We start from the raw sequence: 21,022 nt of genomic DNA, 5'->3' as shown, positions 1-21,022 counted from the left end.
AAATAAAATCTTATTTTTGACCTTATTATATTTCATCTCTAAACTTTTGTATGTTAACAGTCATCGCTAAAATCATTGTCAGAGCTGATAGAATAGACGAAGCTAAAAGTGACTTATTGGCTTTAATTGCACCTACTTTAGAAGAAGAAGGTTGTATTGACTATGTGTTGCACCAAAGCAACGACAACCCTCAATTATTCTTCTTCTACGAAAACTGGACAGATAAAGAGAGTCTTGAAAATCATTTGGCTAATGAGCATGTAGCAGCCTTCTCAGCAAAAGCAGAAGATTTATTGGTTGAGCCTGCGGAGTTGTTTTTCCTCTCTAAAGTATAATTATAGAATTATAAAAAGTCTTATTCTATAGTAATTTATAGAATAAAAGGCTCATATTAGTCCTCTCAAAGTTATATTCCCGTAAAGACAGGTCAGTGCTTTGTCTCTGCCAAATTAGGCACTTTTCAGATTATATATTTTTATTAATAAAAAAAATATTTCTACCGATTTCATATTAACTTCTTCCACGTACTCTTGATATAATTGTACTTAAGTGTACTCGGTAATGCTTTCCAGAAGTATTTGTTGATTTCCACAGCAAAAGAGGGTTGCATATAGCAATTAATTACACAGCCTTCGCATTCCTTCAATCTTCCCTCTAAAGCCACGATCTCCTGTACCTCAGCTGATTGATATAGTTCGTAGAGATTATTATTAATTGCAAAATCCTTTGTGCCTAAATGATAACATGGGAGGACTAACTTGTTTTCAGGAGATATGACTAAAGTAGTTGAAGCAGCCTTGCAAACAGGATTATCCACATGGTTTCCACCATTTTTTCTTAGTGAAATGAACGCTTCGTTCAGATAAACGTTTTTTTGCTTACCCCACCATTGGAGTTGCTTTAACGACTGTTCAGAAAGACTTCCTCCTGTTTGTACACTATTATAATCGAACACTGGATTGAGTATTAATACCAGATCATTCGGTTGTGTAATTTCTCTCCATATGCGTTCTATCTTATCCACATTTTGTTCAAAAACTGTGAATAACACATCCGGTCTTTCTCCAATTGCTTTGGCAATAGTAATCGATTCCATCACCTTGTCAAAACATTTGACGCCACGTGAAACATTATGTTCTTCTTCATCCGGAGAATCCAGGGAGAAATGAAGCATATCTATTTTGCCTTTCAGGCGCTCGGCATATTTAGGGTAGAGCAGGCAATTGGTAGTAACTGTAGTTATCATGCTTGCTTTTTTCGCCTCTTCAAGCAAAACATCCAATTCGCGGTGTAGTAGGGGTTCACCTCCGGTAAAGTCAATGACTTTTACTCCTAATTTTTTAAGGTCATGAAGGTTTTCTCTGAAATTCTGAAATGTAATATACGGTGAAGGTTTCTCCCATATATCACAAAAATTACATGTAGCATTACAGCGATACGTAACGTAGTAATTGCACAATACAGGATGCTTGATAAGTCTCATACTTGCATTTTTAATGATTGATAAGTATGATTTACCCTAAACAATGAAACTGAAAACTAAGCAAGCATTTTCAATAAACTTGCCAGCTTATCTTTTAAATCTTTTCTATCTACAATGAAATCAAGAAAGCCATGCTCTAAGATAAACTCTGCTGTCTGAAAACCTTTTGGCAATTCTTTCCCGATAGTTTCTTTAATGACTCTTGGCCCTGCAAATCCGATTAATGCCTGGGGTTCAGAGATGTTAAAATCTCCTAACATGGCATAAGAAGCTGTTACTCCGCCAGTCGTTGGGTCAGTTAGTAATGATATATAGGGAATTCCTGCTTCGGCTAATTGTGCTAATCGGGCAGAGGTTTTTGCCATTTGCATCAATGAAAAACCAGCTTCCATCATTCTGGCACCACCAGAGCGCGAAATCATCAGAAATGGAATTTTATTATTCAAGGCGTATTCTATAGCTCTGGCTATTTTTTCGCCCACTACCGAACCCATCGACCCCCCGATAAATCCAAAATCCATACAGGTAACTACGATGTCAATATCTGACATTTTTCCATATGCCGATCGGGCAGCATCTTTTAAACCTGATTTCTTTTCAGTAGAACGTATTCTATCCGGATATGGTTTAGTATCTACAAAATGGAGTGGGTCTCCTGAGCGTAGATTTGCATCTAATTCAGTAAATTTTCCTTCATCAAATAATATGGAGAAATAGGCTTCTGAGCCAATCTTTTCGTGATAGTTACAATGAATACAAGTATAAGCATTATTTTTATGCTCACGCGTATGCATTGCTTTTTTACAGTTCGGACATTGATACCATAACCCATCTGGTGCTTCACGCTTCATTTCGGTTGGTGTCTGAATTCCTTTGACAGTTCGCTTAAACCAAGACATATCAGAAAAAAATCATTTTGAGGGGTCAAAGGTAAATAGGTTAGTGGTTGATTTAAAAGTTTTTTCTTATTTTTTTACAAAACTACATTATAAATCGTATAAAAAAAGCTGAGATTGATTCATCTCAGCTTTTCGGTTTTGGCTTAAAATGTGTTGATAATCCGCCCGTTGGCATCCCTATAAGTTTTTCTTTCCACGTCATTATCAAAATACGTTTCTTCTTTTCGTCCATCCGGGTACAATCTTAGGGCTCTTCCGGTTTTCTTATTATTTACTACCTTTACAACAAGGCGCATATTATTATTATATATAAAATAACCCCGTTCGTCATTCATCATTCCGTTCTTATATTTACCTACATATTTATCACCATTTTTGTAGAAATAAGTCCCATTTCCACCATATCTGCCGGCAATAAAATTACCAACATATTTTTTTTCTCCGTCTGCGTAATATTCTACTCCTCTGCCTTCACGTTTGCTATTTCTCCACTCACCTTCGTATCTTTCCTGTGTATATATATTAATCATTTTACCAAACCCATTTCCACAGTCTCCCTCGATACAGGCAGGGTTACGCACATTTGAATTAGAGTTATCCACATGATCTGGATCAATTTTAGCTACTTCAGATGGTCCACTTAAGTTTCCATCAGTTCTTCTGATTGGGTCAACTGGGTTATTCACATCTTTATCCACATTATCCACACTCTGTGGAACTCTTTGCGATTGAGTTGGATTCTGGACCTCTGTTGATTGTCTCGGAGGTATCGAAGTAATTACACTTCCATCGTTTTTCTTCACATTCGGGTATAATTCCTGTGCACTTCTGTATCCTTTTTCAATAGCAGCCAGACGTCTTGTTCTTGGTGGATGTGTCCCGCCATCATAATCAGAGGTCAGTTTGCTGATAGCAGCTTGTGCTTCTTTTAAAGATGCTCCCATCTGATACATCACAAAGCCTGAAAATTCATCAGCCTCCAGTTCTTTCTGTGGATCGCTACCACCTTCAATAATGGTATGTCCCTGCAAATGATGACCTATTTCATGGGCAAGTATGCTTAAGGCCCCCCAATCTGTTTTAGATATACTATTGGCTTTCTGCATAAATGCACCATCATATACTATCAGACGGGTTTGTCCGTTTATTGCTGCAAAACAATTGTCTGTATTAGGGCACTCCATCACATAAAAATTTCTTTTTAATCCACTTCTGCGCACTATCTCATCTACTGCTTTTTCGGCTACTTCTTTTGAACGAAAACTTACCATATTACAGATAGCCTTTTCGTTGATACGCTGACCGTAGTAGTTGTAGCCAAAAGTTCTTGTTTGTTCAGTTTGAGCGTTGGCCACATAGAACAATGTGCATAACATTGTGGACAATGTGAATAACCTACTTTTCATAGTGTGATTTTTGTTTAGCTTATATGAAGAATAACGAGGAAAGTTCTTTTCAATAGTAATGTAGAGGTTGGCTTAACAATACTTTAACAAAAAAGTCTCATAAGCCGATCTTATGAGACTTATTATCATATAAATGTGTAAAACCTTTAGTTTATTGTATCTCCTCTAAGATTTCTGAATCTTTTTCTGGCATCTGCTCCATAGATACTTCCAGGAAAGTTCTGCAGTATTTGCCTGTACAAATCCATAGCCTTGTCTTTCTGTCCTAATTTCTCCTGATAGATTTTCGCTTCAAGGTATAAGGCATCATCAGCCAAAATATCATAATTATAATTTTTGCGCAGTAGCTCCAGGTCGTCTAAGGCTTTATTTGATTGATTAATTTTTACGTACGTATTTGCGCGTAACCAGAGAATTTCATCGGCCAGACTATGACTCTTGTATTTCTGGAAGGCATTATCTAAAGCCACTAATGCTTCCTGATTTTTGTTTTGAAAAAGCAGTAAATCAATTGAAGCATATTCCTTCATTGCAGCTTCTGTAGTGTCCAGACCAATATTGTCCTGAATCAATAAACTTAATTGCATAGCATCATTAGCAATTTCCCGGGTAGTAGCTTTTTTAAGAATATCCAAAATATCTTTTGATAAATCAAATTCACCGCTATAATAGTGCAACTTGGCATTTTTCAATTTAGCCTCCTGCCCTAACATATCCTCTTTTTGAGATTTTTCGACTTGCGAATAGAGTAAGGTTGCCTCCCACGGCTCATTTTTCAGAATATAGATATCGCCCAAATCGAGTTTACATTTATCTCTGAAATTATTATCTCCTCCAGCAATACTGATGGCTTTTTCAAGCACAGCAATGGCAGTATCTCTTTCATTCAGGTAAAAGGCATATAGCTGTGCGGTATTACGCATAGCTTCCATTGTTTTCTGGTTCTGGCCTAAGTCTGTGAAAAGATTCTGATAATCTTTTATGAGGGTTCTGATGGAGGTCAAATCAACCGGATAAGTTGTCTTGATAACTTCTTCCTTGCAGAAGATAGCATTACGCCTGGCATAGGGATAATACTGGCCTTGTGGATATTCTTTCATCACGTATTCATACATCTGAATAGCGTTTTTGAAGTCTTTGTTTACCAGAGCTGTTTGAGCCAACTCAAAAACTCGTTGTCCTTCCAGTTTATACCTTCTGTCTAAAGCCCTTGTTTGCACAAAAGCCTTATAAAACTCTTTCTGTTGAATCAAATGCCAGATAAGCATATCAGCATAGTATTGTTCGTTCGGAAACTTCTGTACCTTGCTGTAAAGCACCTTTTCGAGCATATCTATTTCGGCGTCAGTTTTAAGATTATCCTGAAAAGTCGCTTTTACGTAATCAGTATTTCCTTCTGTCAATCCATACTTCATCATTTCGTCTATCATTGACTCTTTTTGTCCGTTGTATAAATATGCTCTGGCAAAGAAAATTGCATACTTATTTTCGTCTTTTGCAAACTCTCTGCCTTTCTTCAGTAATTGAATCACCTGTTCTGTTTTACTATTCCTGTAAAGGAAATCCTGAATTTCGTATAGGGTTCCATCTGACTTAGCCGCTAATTCAATGACATTATTAAATTCTTTTTGTGATTCATCGATTTTCCCTGTCATTTCTAACATCAGCGCGTAATCGGCTTTATAACTAATGGTATTTTCATTAGCCTTTATCTGTCGTTTTAGAAATTTTTCAGCCTCGTCCCAGTTTTTTAATTTGTAGAGTGTTTGCAAATAATTAGTATGCACTAATCTGACAGTATTTTTATCTTTCGATAATTTCACATAAATATCTTTGGCTTTTTCATATTCTCCTTGCTTAAAATACTCATTTGCCAATTCAAGGTCTTGAGCCCTTAGACTTACCCCGATGATTGTCATCAAAACAAGTAACAGATACCTTTTCATGCTTTTAAAAAAATAAAAATTAATTAATATTTTATTATTGTTTTTATTTGTTAGCCCTGTGGAAATGTGAATAAATATAATCTGTGGATAATGGCTTTCCAAGTATTCACATAAATAATCTGTTTTTCCACAGTTTTATTATACTCTTCCACACTTATTTTATTGATAATCAATTCTAATACCACTTATTTACATTTCATTAAAAATAGTTTGTGTTGATAGACTTGTGTACTATCCACATAGTGTTTCCACGTTAATCCACTTGGTGTGAATTGAGGAAAAGAGTGTAGTTTCGGGGTTATTCCACAGACAAAACGTTTTGTCCACGCAACCTATTAATTTCTACACAACCTATTCCACCTGTCAGTTCACATTCTCCATATATTGTCCACTTATTTATCCACAAAGTTTTTTGGATATTTTTTATTTTGAATTGACCTTTTACCTTTATGAAGAATAGATATACTAATTTGTTTTTTAGAAGGTGGTCTTGAAGATTAGCTATAAGATTTTAAAGGTTGGAGTAATAAAAAATGATTAGCTTAAACGATTTTATTTAATGCGCTTTGTAAACTATTAAAAAGCGAGAATTATAGTTTTACCTCTCATATATATATCTATTTAAGATGTGTCAATTTAAAGAGGATAGATTTTCTGAATTTTATTCAAAAGTGTAGAATAGAAAATAATATTGTTAACTTTAAATTCTAATGTTAATAGAATTTCAGGTTGTCGGACACAATTGAATTGGTTTGATTTTAGCAGTTGATACTAAAATGTAATATAAGAAAATCGGTAATTGTTAAGACTATATTGTAAGCATAAAAAAAAGTAGGTTTACCTACTTCTCTGGAATGGAAACTTTAATTCCCCTTAATTCGAAATTTGCCTTGACTCTGATGACTTCCTCTGAGAAGTGAACCTTTTCAGGCTCTATATCTTTATCTACATTTCCATAATCCCATTGTCCGTTTTCATTGCTGTCAACAATTATTCTGAATAGATACGCTCCAGGTTTTACATTTAAGAAAGTGAATTTGTTGTTTGTTGTTTTTTGTTCTGCTTCTACTTTATAGTTCTCATCTACTAATTGTACGATTTTATTTTCCTTATTTCCTTCAATGTTTCCTTCAACAATTCCATAATCTTCGGGTTTTAAAATTGGATTTCGCAGTATTAACCTTTCACTGGAATCTCCTTTGATATCTATAAATGCTCCTGTCTGAAACTCTAATTTTATTTCTCTTGTGGCTGAAATAACTTTAGTAATTTTTAACTGCGTTTTGTATGTGTTCCACAATATGGTCTTTTCATCTAAAGGTTCATTATTTATCGTATCACTTAATAGTTTGATTTTGTTGAAATCTATTTTAGCTATTGGTGTATCGAAGTATAAATCAAGAGCAAAATTCTTTTCTACAGCCTCTCTTGTTTTCGGATCAGTCTGAAATGGAAAATTATCCTGTCTGGCTCGTCTTGGTGTTCTTCTTTCGGTATCTCTGAATTTGATTTTCTGCAAATGAGTCATAGCATTGTCTGCTGAATCCCTTACTGTAATATTTACTTTGACTGTATCCGTTTTTAAAGGAATATTATAAAATTTTATTTCATTTCTTTGAGCTGAATATGGAAGACTATCTGCCGGATTTACGAATGAAACTTCGTAAGTCTTGATATTTTTATCATAAATTACAGTAAAATCTTCTGCTCTCTGTAAAGTCTTCTGATTTTTTGGTTTGTCGTTATTTGCCATATATAATGACATATTGACATTTGATATATTTGAATCCAGTTTAATAGTATCTTTTACAAAAGCAATCATTTCTGATTTGGCGTCAAACCTTAAGTTACTGTTTTTATCTGTATAGGCATATAATCTAAATTTTCCTTTTTTTAGATTTTCGAACCTGAAGTTTCCGCTTGAGTCAGTTTTAAGAAAATAATTGGGTTTGCTTTTTTTCAGATTTAAAGAATCATTTACTTGATATAAAGAAACCTGTGCATCCAAAATTGGTTGATTGGTGAACAGGTTTTTTACATTGCCCTGTAATTCTAATGAATCAATTTTTGGTCCTGTGCTAAACGCCAATTTTAGGTTTTGAACTTCGTTTCTCTCGTTCAGGTCTTTTACTCCTCTTTTAAAATTAAGTGTGTATGTTGTACTGTCTTTAAATGCTTGATCGAATTTAAGAACAACACTATTAGATTTAGTTTTAATATTATAAAATCCCTCTTGTTCTGGAATTATCACTAACTCCTGCCTTAGAGATGTAACATCTATTAACTCATCAAAATATAGCTCAATTTGTTTTCCTTTGAAATTAGTTTGCTTGTTAACAGGTATAGATTTTATTAAATTTGGAGGAGTCTCGTCTCTTTTTCCACCTGTTGGAGGTACAAACTGAGCACAACCCAATAATAAATTACTGAGTAATAAAATGATTATGATTTTATTTAAATTATTCTTTGACATGCTTTTGGCTTTGAACTTCAAAAATAAAACCCCCAAATGATATTTGAGGGTAATTAAGAAAATTTAATAGTTTCTATCTTCCAAGGTGCACCATCAGTACTGAAATATCTGCTGGTGAAACGCCACTTATCCGCGAGGCTTGTCCCAATGTCTGCGGTTTAATCTTTTTGAGCTTTTGGCGCGCTTCTATTGAAATAGATGTAAGTTTATCATAATCAATTGTTGAGACAATATTCAGGTTTTCTAACTTTGCCATTTTGTCAGCCATCAATAATTCTTTCTCAATATAACTTTCATATTTAACATGAATAACTGCTTGCTCCATTACCTCATCATCAAAACTTTCTAAATAGTTTTTTATTTCAGTGCTCAGATTCTTTATATCCTCAATCTCAATTTCAGGCCTTTTAAGAATACTATAATAGGAAGACTTTTCTCTCAAACCAGCTGATTCAATTGATTCCAGAAATCCATTTGCCTGATCAGGAGATATCTTCATTTCTTTTAATGCTTTTACCAGCTTTTCAGATTCTTCCCTTTTCTGAATCATTCTATCTAAACGAATCTCAGATGCTAAGCCAATATTGTATCCTTTTTGAGTCAGACGTATATCGGCATTATCCTGTCTTAAAAGTGTACGAAACTCCGCTCTGGAGGTAAACATTCTATATGGTTCTTCAGTACCTTTATTTACAAGGTCATCTATCAATACTCCAATATAAGCCTCATTACGTTTTAAGATAAAAGCCTCTTTATCCTTTACTTTATTGTGGGCGTTGATTCCTGCTACTAAACCCTGACATGCCGCTTCTTCATATCCGGTTGTACCATTAATCTGTCCGGCAAAAAATAGATTTTCAATTAAATGTGTTTCTAAAGTTAATTTGAGCTGAGTTGGTGGAAAAAAATCGTATTCTATCGCATATCCTGGTCTGAACATCTTGGCATTTTTAAATCCAGGAATTAAACGGAGTGCTTCATACTGAATATCTTCTGGCAAAGAAGTTGAAAATCCATTAATATACATTTCTACTGTATTCCAGCCTTCAGGTTCAACAAAAATCTGATGACGGTCTTTATCAGCAAAGCGATTAATTTTATCTTCAACAGATGGGCAGTATCGTGGACCTAAACCTTTTATTCTTCCGCTGAACATAGGAGATCTGTCAAAGCCTTTTCTAAGGGTTTGATGTACCTGCTCATTTGTATAGGTTACATAGCAACTTCTTTGTTTTGTTAGTTTAGGTGTATCTGTATAAGAAAATTTTTCAGGATTTTCGTCTCCTTTTTGTTCTTCCATTTCAGACCAGTCTAACGATCTACCATCTACTCTTGGCGGTGTTCCGGTTTTCATTCTCCCGGATTCGAAGCCTAATTCTATTAATTGCTCTGTTATACCATGAGCCGCCTTCTCCCCTGTTCTGCCACCCCCAAAGGTTTTTTCACCTATATGAATCTTTCCATTCAAAAATGTACCATTTGTAAGAACTACTGATCTACTTCTAATTTCTAAACCCATTGAAGTTTTTATACCTACTACTCTATTGTTATTTACAAGAATACCTACGGCCATGTCCTGCCAAATATCCAGGTTCGGGATATTTTCCAACGTATCTCTCCATTCTTGTGCAAACATCATTCTATCACTCTGGCATCTTGGACTCCACATAGCCGGACCTTTAGATCGATTGAGCATTCTGAATTGAATCATAGTTTTATCACTTATAATCCCAGAGCGGCCACCCAATGCATCTATTTCACGAACTATTTGTCCTTTAGCTACACCACCCATTGCAGGGTTGCACGACATCTGTGCAATGGTTTGCATATTCATTGTTATCAATAGTGTAGTTGAACCCATTGTTGCTGCGGCCGAAGCGGCTTCACATCCGGCATGGCCTGCCCCTACTACTATAACATCATATTCTGGAAACATTGTTTAAAATTGTTTATGGTTCCACGTGAAACTTTTGATTGCGAAAATATATTTGTGTTCCACGTGAAACAGAAAATTGACTTATACTTTTGGATAAAAAACTTCCAAACTTGAATATGGTAAAAACTTAAACCAGTAAGATTGGAAGAAGGATATCAGTTAAAATAAAAAAGGGACACTCCAAGAAATGTCCCTGCAAATTTACGAATAAATATTGTTACTTGATTTTTCTGAAATAAGTATCAGTTTGTTTCTTATAGAATGGTGTATAATTGGGCGGAACTGTTCTAATTAATTCCACTTGCTTTACTTTCTCCTGTAAAAACTTCTCCATAGATGGTGGAGCCTGTCTATTGAACTGTTGAGCTGTCCGAGACTGGCGAGTCGGGTCTTCCTCTTGTTGCTTGATAGCCTTTTCTGCTTCTAAAAGCCGGGTTTGCAATTCTTTAGAACGCTTCATCAGTTCAGGGTTTATTCGCTTGTTTACAAGATCTGTTTCGTTTTCATCCATTTTCTTCTCAAGGTCTTTCAGTTCATTACCTAACCGCTTACCTACTTCGGTGCCTTTTAGCTCATCTTGTAACTGTTGAATCATCTTACGAAGCTTTGCTTGTTCCTGTGCTAATCTGGCAGCTTCTTCTGACATCTGCCTGCCAGGTTTATTACCCTGCCCCATTTTCTCCATACCTTCATTAAGTTTTTGTTGCATTTCTCCTAAAGGCATTTGAGATGGATTTTTACTTTTTTTACCTTTTTTACCATTTCCGGGCATGGCATTAGCCATCATCTGTTGCATCTGGCTGAAGGTATCGCTAAGCATCAGTGCAAGATTATTGATTGAAGTCATAGCAAACTGTTGTTTTGCAGATGCTACATTTAATTTTCGTTCTTTGATAAACTTTACGCTTTCATCCATTGAGTTGCGCATTGTAGTTACTTCTCGTGTTACAAAAGACTGGATTTGCATTACGCGTTTAGCGAGAGAATAAAGACTGTCTTCAATAATCTTGGCATCATCTTGTAACTTTAACTGGTCTTGTGATAGCTTTACAAATCTTGGGTCAGAAACAGTCATATTTCTGAAGTCTTTCATTAAACTTTCCTGATCGAAAGAGAGTTTAACAAGGTTCTCTAAAATAGCTCTTAAAGCATCCAAATCTTCGTCCATTTCTTTCATCTCCTGACTTTGCATAGATTCTGACATCTGTTGTGCCATTTGTTTCATTTTATTAGCCGCTTTCTTTTGACTCTTAGAGGCAGAATTGTTTTGTTTCTGGTCGAGTTGCTTCTCTGCATTCTTTTGCTCTTTAGATATTTCTTCCTGATCTTCTTTTTGAGGGTCTAAGTCTTTTTTAAGTTCTTTACTCAATTGCTCAATATCCTTCATTTTCTCTTTCATATCCTCAAACTCCTTTGTAAGCTTTTCCTGCTCTTTCTTTAACTCATCACTTTTATCTTTATTACCATCCTGATTCTGGTCTTTGTTATCCTTAGATTCATCTTTTTTACCATCTTTAGAATCATCTTTCTTTCCATCCTTCGAGTCTTCCTTCTTGCCATCTTTATTTTCGTCAGATTTGTCTTTATCAGATTTTTCCTTGTCTTTATCCTTCCCTTGTTCTTTCTCTTTATTGATAGCATCCTTTCCTTTCTCTTTATTCAACTCCTCCTCCTTTTTGGTTTCATCACCCAATTTATCTTGTTTCTCGGCTAACTTCTCCAGTTCTTTAGCAGTTTTCTCAACCTTTTGTTGCAATTGTAGCTGTTTAAATAGTTTTAAAGTGCGATCAATCTCCTTGTCCATATTACGCTCCTTATTTTTTAACTTCTCTAATTGCTCAATGGTTTTTTCATCCATATCTTTATCAAGCAGTTTTTTCAACTCTTCATACATTTTATTGGTTTCATCATTCATCAACTCATTCATCAGCTTTTTCAACTGTTGCATTTTTTCCTGCAATTGCGGGCTTTGCTGTTGAAAACGATTGGCCTTCTCCTGCATCTGGTCGAATTGCTCCTGTAAGGTTTTCAATTCGTTATTCAATTCATCACGTTTACGAATCAGTTCTTCCAATTGTTTTTTCTCCTGAAAATCTAAATCCTTTTTACTTTTTAAACGATTTTCAAGATTAGCTAATTCATTTTTTAACTTTTTCGATTTTTCGTTCAGCTTCTCAAGCATATCCTCGGTTTTCTCTGTTGCTTTTTCTATTTCGGCATCGTACATTTTAGCCGATGGCAGAGCAAGAGTCATCGTAGGTGTTTTAGTGCTTTTTGCACCGTTTACGCCGTCATTGTCCCATAGCTGAAGATAATACTCAACCTTATCTCCCGGATTCAACTGAAGGTCTGCTAAAGGCATCTGATAATAGAAGCTTTGAGATACCTGTGATTTATTAAATGCTACATCGGCTGAGGCATATGGTTGATTCTGGTTATTATCTCTGATAGCTTTATAAAAAAGCTTAAATTGAGATAGACCGTAATCATCAGTAATGTTTCCGCCTAATACAATATAATTGAATAGTGTAGAATCCTTTAATTGCTCCAACTGAATTTGAGGATACCGGTCAGGAATAACGTTAATATAAAAATCAACATTTTCACGGTTACTGCTATATTCATTTTTTAGGTGTATCTGATAAGAAGAAGAATTTTTTAAACGTTTTACATAAGAGAAATTATCTCCGAAACCGTCTTTAGCTAATAACTTGCCTTCATTGTCAAAACTTAGATATAAAGAGTCTGTATTTACTGCTTTGAAATTCCATTGAACTGTAGTACCTTCTGGTACCACTAAATTTCCTACATTGTTGAAGGCCTCATTAGCTTTATTCAAGTAAGAAGGGTAATTCAACGCTACATCGAAAGAAAGCAGATTAGGGCGGCTGATAAGCTCCAGTTCGAAGGCATTCGATTTAAAGCCGGAAGCAAGAAAATGAAAGTCGACAGGATTCTGTACTTTTGAGAAAGTAAAAGAATAAGTCTTATTATCGGCTGAATTCATCTTGAATTTTCTATCATTGGCAACCAAATACACTGCTTCAGGAACAGCGTTACCGATCAACTTTAAATTAAGAATGAAATCTTCATTTTTTACAGCCTTAAGTTCTTCGTTAGTAATCTGAAACTTAAAGGGTGCTTCTTCTGCAAAATCTTTCTGAAAGTACACGATTCTTTCAGTACTATTTTTAAAAAACTTTGGTGAGACAGCTGCAATTAATAGAACCAATACTAATGGGGGTAAAGCATATTTCAGATACTTCTTATTTTCACTAAACTTAATGGCATCTGCAAATCTAACAAACTTTAAGTCTTGAGATTTCTGGTCGATACTTGCCTGTAATAGGGCATTTTCTTTTTCGGAAAACTGAGCTAATTGAAGTGTATTCAGTAGCCTATCCCCTACTTCAGGAAAGAACTTCCCGATTTCGTTAGCCGCTTTTTCATATGTAAGAGGTTCGTTGAAATGCAGTAAATATAAAATAGGCTTGATTACCCAGAAAACAAGCGAATAAAGAGCTACTCCTATGAATCCAAAAAGTAAAGCACCTCTGATAACAGAGCTAAAACGGCCGAAGTACTCAATGGCATTGAGTAAGAGAAATGATGATAACAAGAGAGCCAAAGTAAACAATGAACCTTTAATCAAAAGGTTTTTGTAATACTGCCGCTTGTACTCATCAATCTTCACAAAAAGAGCTTTAACTGAACTTGACATGATTGTATAAAAGATTAAGGATTTTTAACGAAAAAACCGGGTGAGAACTAAATTTAAGTGAAACATTATTTAATCTAAAGTTAGTCTTATTAACTGAATAATTTAACTTTCAGACTCAGATATAGTAAAAGAAACCATAGAATAGAGTTGAGATTTTAGCATTCTGAAAAAACTCAATCAAATTTCAAAGGGCATTAGTCTGAAAGTCAGGATTCCAGATAAAAGATAAAACGTAAATTAGAATACCATTCTAATTTAAAACAAAGGTGCATTCATTACTAAAACAACTCGCTATAATTGTTTATTTTGTCGACCAACCCCCTCTCATTAACCTTAATATTTAGCTTTTAAGCAAATTCTAAACAAAGTTCAATAGGACAATGGTCAGAAAAATGCAATTCAGGGTAAATGGCAGCACTCTTTAAATGAAGTTGTAATGAGTTAGAAGCAAAATGATAATCAATACGCCAACCTAAATTTTTTGCTCTTGCTCCGAATCTTAAAGACCACCAGGTATAGTTATGAGGGCTCTGGTTAAAAAACCTGAAAGTATCAATATAACCACTATCAAGAAACCTGCCAACCCATGCCCGCTCTTCCGGTAAAAAACCTGACGATTTTGCATTTGCTTTGGGATTATGGATATCTATCTCCTGATGACAAATGTTTACGTCTCCACTCAATACAAGGTTAGGGTGAGTCTTGCTGAGTTTTTCAATATAAACGAAAAAATCTTCTACGAATTTCATTTTAATGCCCTGACGTTCATCACCTGACGTTCCTGAGGGGAAATAAGTACAAACCAGGGAAAAATTATCAAAATCGGCACGAATCATTCTACCTTCAAAGTCATACTCTTTAATTCCCATGCCATATTCCACGTGTTTTGGTTTTACTTTTGTGAGAATAGCAACACCGCTATATCCTCGTTTCTGGGCAGGATACCAATAACAATGATATCCCAGGGCTTTAAAATGATCTTCAACTACCTCGGTTTCGGATAGTTTGATTTCTTGCAGACAGATAGCGTCTGGTTGATGATTTTTGAGCCAATCTAACAGGCCTTTTTTGATGGCGGCACGGATGCCATTGACATTGTAGCTGATGATTCTCATATGTGTAATCCGACTTCTTTTCTGAAATATTCTATTACAAAATGTTTTAATAGTTTCTCTTGTGATAATAAATCAAAATTAGGCAAAGGTTTTATTAATTTCCAATGAGGCCAGCCTTCTTTATCTTTGCCTTCGAGTTCGTAATAGCCTCCATAACTCAAAACCCTGCAGATAGCTATGTGCATCAGATCCTGTTTTTGTTCTTTTGTAAAGAACTTCTTGCCCTGCCCTAATTCCTGTACACCTATGACGAACAATACACCATTTAAATCTACAGGTTTCTTTCCGATATTTTCTTTTAGAAATTGCAACAATGTTTGCCAGTTTTCTTTTAATTTGTCTTCTTCTCCCATTCTCAATTTTTTTATATACAAACTTAATGAAAGCGTATGAAATGGCTCAATCATTTAGTAGATATAATCTATCCAAAAACCTGCGAAGCTTGCGGTGAACCGCTTTCAGGAGGAGAAAAACTGATTTGTACTCAATGCCTGATTGATTTACCCAGAACAAATACACATCTGAATCCTGATAAATTAATCGAAAGACGTTTCTGGGGTAAAATTAATGTTTCACATACAACAGCCTATCTCAAATTTTCAAAGAAAAGTAAGGTTCAACATCTGCTTCATCAACTAAAGTATAGGAATAAACCTGAAGTAGGTGTTATGTTGGGAGAATTATATGGACAGGATTTAAAGGCAGCCGGGTTCGGCAATGATATAGATATATTAATTGGGGTACCGCTACATAACGAAAAGGAAAAGCAGAGGGGTTATAATCAAGCCAATTGTATTGCTGAGGGGCTTTCTAATACTTTAGATATACCCTATGTAACGACAGCCGCTAAAAAAGCATTAAAAACAGAAACTCAAACGAAAAAGAGCCGCTTTGAACGCTTCAGGAATGTACAGGATGTTTTTGAAATAACAGATAAAGAGCTAATAAAAAATAAGCATATAGCCATTGTAGATGATGTTTTGACTACGGTTTCAACGATTGAATCATTTGCCGAAATATTGTTGGAAAATGGTTGTGCTGAAGTTTCCGTTATAACTATTGCCATAGCTGACTGAAAGCGTGAAAATTTTTTAAATTGGTAGAAAAGCGAAGCTCACTATATAAAACAAAAAAGCCCTTTCAAGTGAAAGGGCTTTCTAATGATAATTATTTTATCTCTATAGTTTACGTTTTCCTTTAGGACCAATAGCAATCATAGCACAACGGAAACCAATTGTTGCTGTTGCAGAATCCTGATCTAAATAACGACGTGTACCTGGAGATAACCAATAGGCTACATCGTTCCATGAACCACCTTTGTAGACACGTAGCTTGTTGTCTATCAAAGAGTTAAAGCCTTTTTTATCGTATAAACTTTCTTCATCTAAATAATCACTACGACGGATCGGATTTAAATCGTTTACATCCTGGAATGTATTCGGGCGATATAAGTCCATTACCCACTCATTTACGTTTCCTGCCATATTATATAAACCGAAGTCGTTGGCCGGGAATTCATAAACTTCCATAGTGATAATACCACCATCGTTTTGGTGTCCGGCAATACCTGCAAAGTCTCCACGACCACGTTTGAAGTTAGCTAACATGGTGCCTTTCTGACCACCTTTAGGTTTACGCATTGAAGAACCGTCCCAAGGATAGATACGCTGACTTGACTGGTTTTCGTCCATATATTGAGTGCCAATCATAGCTTTTGCGGCATATTCCCACTCAGCTTCAGTTGGAAGACGATACCCAGGTAATACATTACCGGTTTCGATAGCTAAACGACCTCCTGTTTTAGCCTGTGGTGCTTCAGTAGTGGGGGCACTTCTGTCTTTTTTAGAGGTTTTTGCTTTAGGACCAAAACGAAGAGCCATTTCGCCATTTACTGCTCCTGTTCTCCATTTGCAGTAATCGGATGCCTGTACCCACGAAACCCCAACAACAGGATACATTCTGAAACCCGGATAGCGCAAGTATTGCTCAGTATATTGGTCATTAAATGATAGCCGGTTCATCCAGACGGTAGTATCAGGTAAGGCTGTTTCATAAAATTCTTGCGACGAATCCTTTTGAATACCATGTAAATACTCAAGCCAGTGAAGATTAGTAATTTCTGTTTCGTCCATATAGAAAGAAGAAACAGTTACGGTTCTTTCGAGGTTATCACGTGCAAAGGTCACATCTTCTTCTACAGTTCCCATAGTAAAACGTCCACCTTCTATATATACAAGGTTTGGACCGGCAGGCTGACCTTTAAAGGAGTTTACCTGAAAACCATCAGTTTGTGCAGCCTGTCCTTTTTTAGGTTTTTTACCTTTGTTGTCTTTAGAATAGGCAATCCCGGTAGCAGTGCTACTACGACCCGGGTCGATACTCGTTCTTTTTTTGCTCGAACAGCCACTCAGGATAAGCGCAAAAGCCAACGCACCCGTAATCGAACTAAAAAGTATTCTTTTCATTTTCGGAATGATTTTTGTTAATAGAATTCGTTTTGCAAAAATAGGTTATTTGATGTAAATATCTTAAGGTACTAAGAATCAATAATTTAAGAAAGACTATTCTTTCCCGACAAATCCACTCAATAATTTATCTAAATCGTCAATGCTTTGTAAATTTTCTACAGTAAGAAGAAGTTTAGATTTAATTTCCTTTAGCGAGCATCTTTTTGGATTATTTTTAATATAATCAAGAATTTTGCCAAACTTATCTGCCTGAAAATATTCTGTTTTCTCTGAAGAAACGAAATAGCATTTTAGGATATTGTTTTTCAAAGTTAATTTTTCAAAGCCTAATTGTTCGGCTTTCCATCTGATTCTTACCATTTTAACTAAATTTTCTACCTCCTGTGGCATTGAGCCGAAGCGATCAATGATAGATTTCCTGAATTCCTGCAACTCTTGCTCTTTCTCGATATTGTCTAACTGATTATATAAGGATAACCTTTCGGAGATATTACTTACATAATTTTCAGGGATAATAATCTGTAAATCTGTCTCAATCTGGCAATCAGGCAGGCGCAAATCTGTTGTGGTGGCTGTCATTTCTTTCATAAATAAGTCTTTAAACTCATTTTCTTTCAACTCTTGTACAGCTTCATCTAAAATCTTATGGTAAGTTTCATAACCTAAGTCATTAATAAAACCACTTTGTTCTGAACCTAAAAGGTTACCAGCCCCTCTTATATCAAGGTCTCTCATTGATACTTTAAAGCCATCGCCCAAATCAGAAAATTCTTCCAGTGTTTGCAGACGTTTACGGCCATCGCTTGATAGCACAGAAGTCGGAGGAGTAAGTAAATAACAGAATGCTTTCCGGTTTGAACGCCCTACCCTACCCCGCATTTGATGCAAATCTGACATACCAAAGTTTTGCGCCTGATTAATAATAATGGTATTAGCATTCGGAATATCAAGACCTGACTCAATAATGTTCGTGGAAACCAGTACGTCATAGTCTCCCTCAATGAATTTCATCATTACTTTTTCTAACCTATCACCCTCCATCTGTCCATGAGCAATACCAATTTTGGCATCAGGTACTAATCTTAAGATAATATTAGCGATAGACTCGATATCATTTACACGATTATGCACAAAGTAGACCTGCCCGCCACGCTTCAATTCATAACTGATAGCATCTCTGATAAATTCTTCTTTAAATAGACGTACTTCAGTCGTGACAGGCTGGCGGTTTGGCGGCGGTGTAGAGATAACTGATAAATCGCGTGCGCCCATCAATGAGAAATGCAAGGTTCTTGGAATCGGCGTGGCTGTCAATGTCAATACATCTACATTCAGTTTCATTTCTTTTAACCGATCCTTGGCTTTTACACCAAACTTTTGCTCTTCATCTATAATCAACAGACCTAAATCTTTAAACTCTATATCTTTATTTAATATGCGATGTGTACCTATTAGTATATCTATCTTACCTTCTTTGAGCTTTTTCAAGGTTTCAGTAATTTCCTTAGCTGACCTGAAACGGCTTATTTCATCAACATTGACAGGTAGTTTTGATAGCCGCTCGGCAAAAGTCTTATGATGCTGCATGGCAAGAATGGTAGTAGGTACTAAAACAGCTACCTGTTTGCTATCGGCCACAGCTTTAAAAGCGGCCCTTATAGCCACCTCAGTCTTACCAAAGCCCACATCGCCGCATACCAACCTGTCCATTGGATAAGGTTTTTCCATATCATCTTTTACAGCACTTGTAGCCGTAGCCTGGTCGGGAGTATCTTCATAAAAGAAAGAGGATTCTAATTCTGCTTGCATGAATCCATCACGTGAGAAAGCAAAGCCTGGGGCGAGGCGTCTTTTTGCATATAAACCTATTAACTCTTTGGCTATATCTTTTACCTGTCTCTTTACTCTTGATTTTTTGTTTTCCCACTCCGCAGATCCCAATTTACTCATCACTGGGGGAGCTCCCTCTTTACCTGAATATTTGGCTATTTTATGTAGCGAGTGAATGTTCACTAACAGAATATCATTATCCCGATAAATCAATCTTACGGCTTCTTGTTCTTTATCACCCACAACTATTTTTTCGAGACCCGCAAAACGTCCGATGCCGTAGTCGATATGCGTAACAAAATCACCTGTCTGTAATGCTCTCAACTCTTTCATGGTCAAGGCCTTCGACTTGCTGAATTTATCTCGCACCTTGAATCGGTGGTAACGGTCAAATATCTGATGGTCTGTGTAAAAAGCTACTTTGGTTTGCTCATCAATAAAGCCACCACGTAATGACACCTGTAACGACTGGAATTTCGTGAAGGGGTCAATCTCTTCAAAGATAGCCTGGAGACGACTTAACTGTTTCACCGACTCAGCTGATATAATAGTGGTAAAATGCTTCGACTGATTCTCTTTTATGTTATCAATCAAGCGTTTGAAATCCTTATTGAATGAGGGTTGATTTTTACTTTGGAAAGTTAACTTTTCGGAGTCTTTGTAATAATTTTTTGTACCAAATTCTATGATTTTAAACTTTTTAATTTCATTCTGAAACCCTCTTCGGGTTTCGAACAAAGCCTCAGGGTTTTCAATGACCTGAATACCTCCGCTTCTTCCGACTATCTCCTGAAAGTGCTGTTCCACAACTCTAAAGCAATCGTCGATTACTTCAAAACAATAACCTGCGTCTTTTATCCATATATTACTTGCATTGCGAATAAAATTAAAAAAAGTCTCTCTTTTTTCCTCTATCAATTTGCTCTGAACATCAGGTATAATGTTGATTTGGTTAACCGATTGCATCGATAATTGTGATTCAGGGTTAAACAAACGGATGCTGTCAATCTCATCACCGAAAAGTTCAATACGGTATGGGTATTCAGACGCATAAGAGAAGATATCAACTATTCCTCCACGGATGGAGAACTGGCCCGGTTCATAAACAAATTCAGCTTTTTCAAAATCGTAGCCAATTAATAACTCTGAAATAAAATTGATGTCGAACGTCTCTCCGACTTTTACCTGAAGAGTATTAGAAATGAGTGATTTCTTGTTAATTACCTTTTCTGACAGCGCTTCGGGGTAAGTCACAATCATGAGATTGGCCTTGTCATTATTAAGCTGATTGAGGATTTCGGACCTTTGTAGCACATTTGCATTATCAATTTCTTCGTATTGATAAGGTTTTTTATAAGACATCGGAAAAATAAATACGTTTTCCTCCCCTAAAAGATTTTGCAAGTCATTATAAAAATATGCCGCATCTTCTTTATCATTCAATATAAAAAGATTGTGCTGTGGGTTAATCTGATAGTTGACACTGGCGAAAATCGCGTCTGAACTACCGGCAAGTCCTTTAAGTTGTATGGTGTTATTTGTCTTTACACTTTCAATAGCTGAACGTATAAAAGCGTCTTCACTATAAATTTTTAATAAGTCTTTTACTTCCACCTTTCAGAATTTTATAAATAAGAAAGGGACGCAAAATGATTTTTTGCGTCCTGAATTTTACTACAAATTTAAAAAATAAACCTTAAACTAACTTTTTAGGCTGTTAATACTTTGTAAAGTAACACAACATA

13 protein-coding genes are annotated in these 21,022 nt (G+C 35.7%); 2 read left to right on the top strand and 11 right to left on the bottom strand.

Features of this window, described 5'->3' with window-relative positions; translation table 11 throughout:
* The first annotated feature begins 50 nt into the window (after positions 1-50).
* Positions 51-335, top strand: a complete 285-nt coding sequence (locus H1R81_RS14580; RefSeq protein ID WP_181841472.1) for a putative quinol monooxygenase — start codon at positions 51-53, stop codon at positions 333-335.
* A 170-nt stretch (positions 336-505) separates the two neighbouring features.
* Here H1R81_RS14580 and H1R81_RS14575 read toward each other — a convergent pair whose 3' ends face one another.
* From H1R81_RS14575 to H1R81_RS14535, 9 genes are all read right to left on the bottom strand, one after another.
* Positions 506-1,483, bottom strand: a complete 978-nt coding sequence (locus H1R81_RS14575; protein ID WP_181841471.1) for a radical SAM protein — start codon at positions 1,481-1,483, stop codon at positions 506-508.
* A gap of 56 nt (positions 1,484-1,539) precedes the next feature.
* Positions 1,540-2,382 carry an acetyl-CoA carboxylase, carboxyltransferase subunit beta gene (accD, locus tag H1R81_RS14570; protein WP_181841470.1) on the bottom strand — a complete coding sequence of 281 codons (843 nt, stop codon included), beginning with the start codon at positions 2,380-2,382 and terminating at the stop codon, positions 1,540-1,542.
* 143 nt (positions 2,383-2,525) lie between these two features.
* On the bottom strand, positions 2,526-3,788 hold the full coding sequence (locus H1R81_RS14565; RefSeq protein WP_181841469.1) for a M48 family metalloprotease: 1,263 nt from the start codon (positions 3,786-3,788) through the stop codon (positions 2,526-2,528).
* A gap of 146 nt (positions 3,789-3,934) precedes the next feature.
* On the bottom strand, positions 3,935-5,734 hold the full coding sequence (locus tag H1R81_RS14560; protein ID WP_181841468.1) for a tetratricopeptide repeat protein: 1,800 nt from the start codon (positions 5,732-5,734) through the stop codon (positions 3,935-3,937).
* An 841-nt stretch (positions 5,735-6,575) separates the two neighbouring features.
* Positions 6,576-8,207: an Ig-like domain-containing domain gene (locus H1R81_RS14555; protein ID WP_181841467.1), complete on the bottom strand. Its 1,632-nt coding sequence runs from the start codon at positions 8,205-8,207 to the stop codon at positions 6,576-6,578.
* A gap of 73 nt (positions 8,208-8,280) precedes the next feature.
* Positions 8,281-10,143, bottom strand: a complete 1,863-nt coding sequence (gene mnmG / locus H1R81_RS14550) for a tRNA uridine-5-carboxymethylaminomethyl(34) synthesis enzyme MnmG (protein ID WP_181841466.1) — start codon at positions 10,141-10,143, stop codon at positions 8,281-8,283.
* A gap of 217 nt (positions 10,144-10,360) precedes the next feature.
* Positions 10,361-13,864, bottom strand: coding sequence for a DUF4175 family protein (locus tag H1R81_RS14545; RefSeq protein ID WP_181841465.1), 3,504 nt, complete (start codon positions 13,862-13,864; stop codon positions 10,361-10,363).
* Between the two features lie 347 nt (positions 13,865-14,211).
* Complete coding sequence (locus H1R81_RS14540) at positions 14,212-14,979, bottom strand: exodeoxyribonuclease III (protein WP_181841464.1); 768 nt, start codon at positions 14,977-14,979, stop codon at positions 14,212-14,214.
* Positions 14,976-15,332 (bottom strand): hypothetical protein, encoded by a 357-nt coding sequence (locus H1R81_RS14535; RefSeq protein WP_181841463.1) that lies wholly within the window; start codon positions 15,330-15,332, stop codon positions 14,976-14,978. Before H1R81_RS14535 ends, H1R81_RS14540 begins: the two co-directional genes overlap by 4 nt.
* 36 nt (positions 15,333-15,368) lie before the next feature.
* Between H1R81_RS14535 and H1R81_RS14530 the strand changes: the two genes are divergently transcribed.
* Positions 15,369-16,055: a ComF family protein gene (locus H1R81_RS14530; protein ID WP_181841462.1), complete on the top strand. Its 687-nt coding sequence runs from the start codon at positions 15,369-15,371 to the stop codon at positions 16,053-16,055.
* 102 nt (positions 16,056-16,157) lie between these two features.
* On the opposite strand, the gene gldJ is transcribed toward H1R81_RS14530, so the two are convergent.
* Together gldJ and mfd are read right to left on the bottom strand one after the other, a co-directional pair.
* Positions 16,158-17,444 carry a gliding motility lipoprotein GldJ gene (gene gldJ, locus H1R81_RS14525; protein ID WP_181841461.1) on the bottom strand — a complete coding sequence of 429 codons (1,287 nt, stop codon included), beginning with the start codon at positions 17,442-17,444 and terminating at the stop codon, positions 16,158-16,160.
* A 96-nt stretch (positions 17,445-17,540) separates the two neighbouring features.
* Complete coding sequence (mfd, locus tag H1R81_RS14520) at positions 17,541-20,891, bottom strand: transcription-repair coupling factor (protein ID WP_181841460.1); 3,351 nt, start codon at positions 20,889-20,891, stop codon at positions 17,541-17,543.
* Positions 20,892-21,022: the final 131 nt, after the last annotated feature.

Origin of the sequence: Emticicia sp. BO119, from assembly GCF_013912375.1 — a bacterium.
Taxonomy (GTDB): Bacteria; Bacteroidota; Bacteroidia; order Cytophagales; family Spirosomataceae; genus Emticicia.
The sequence above is the reverse complement of the archived record's forward strand: the minus strand, read 5'-3'. Positions and strand labels throughout refer to the sequence as shown.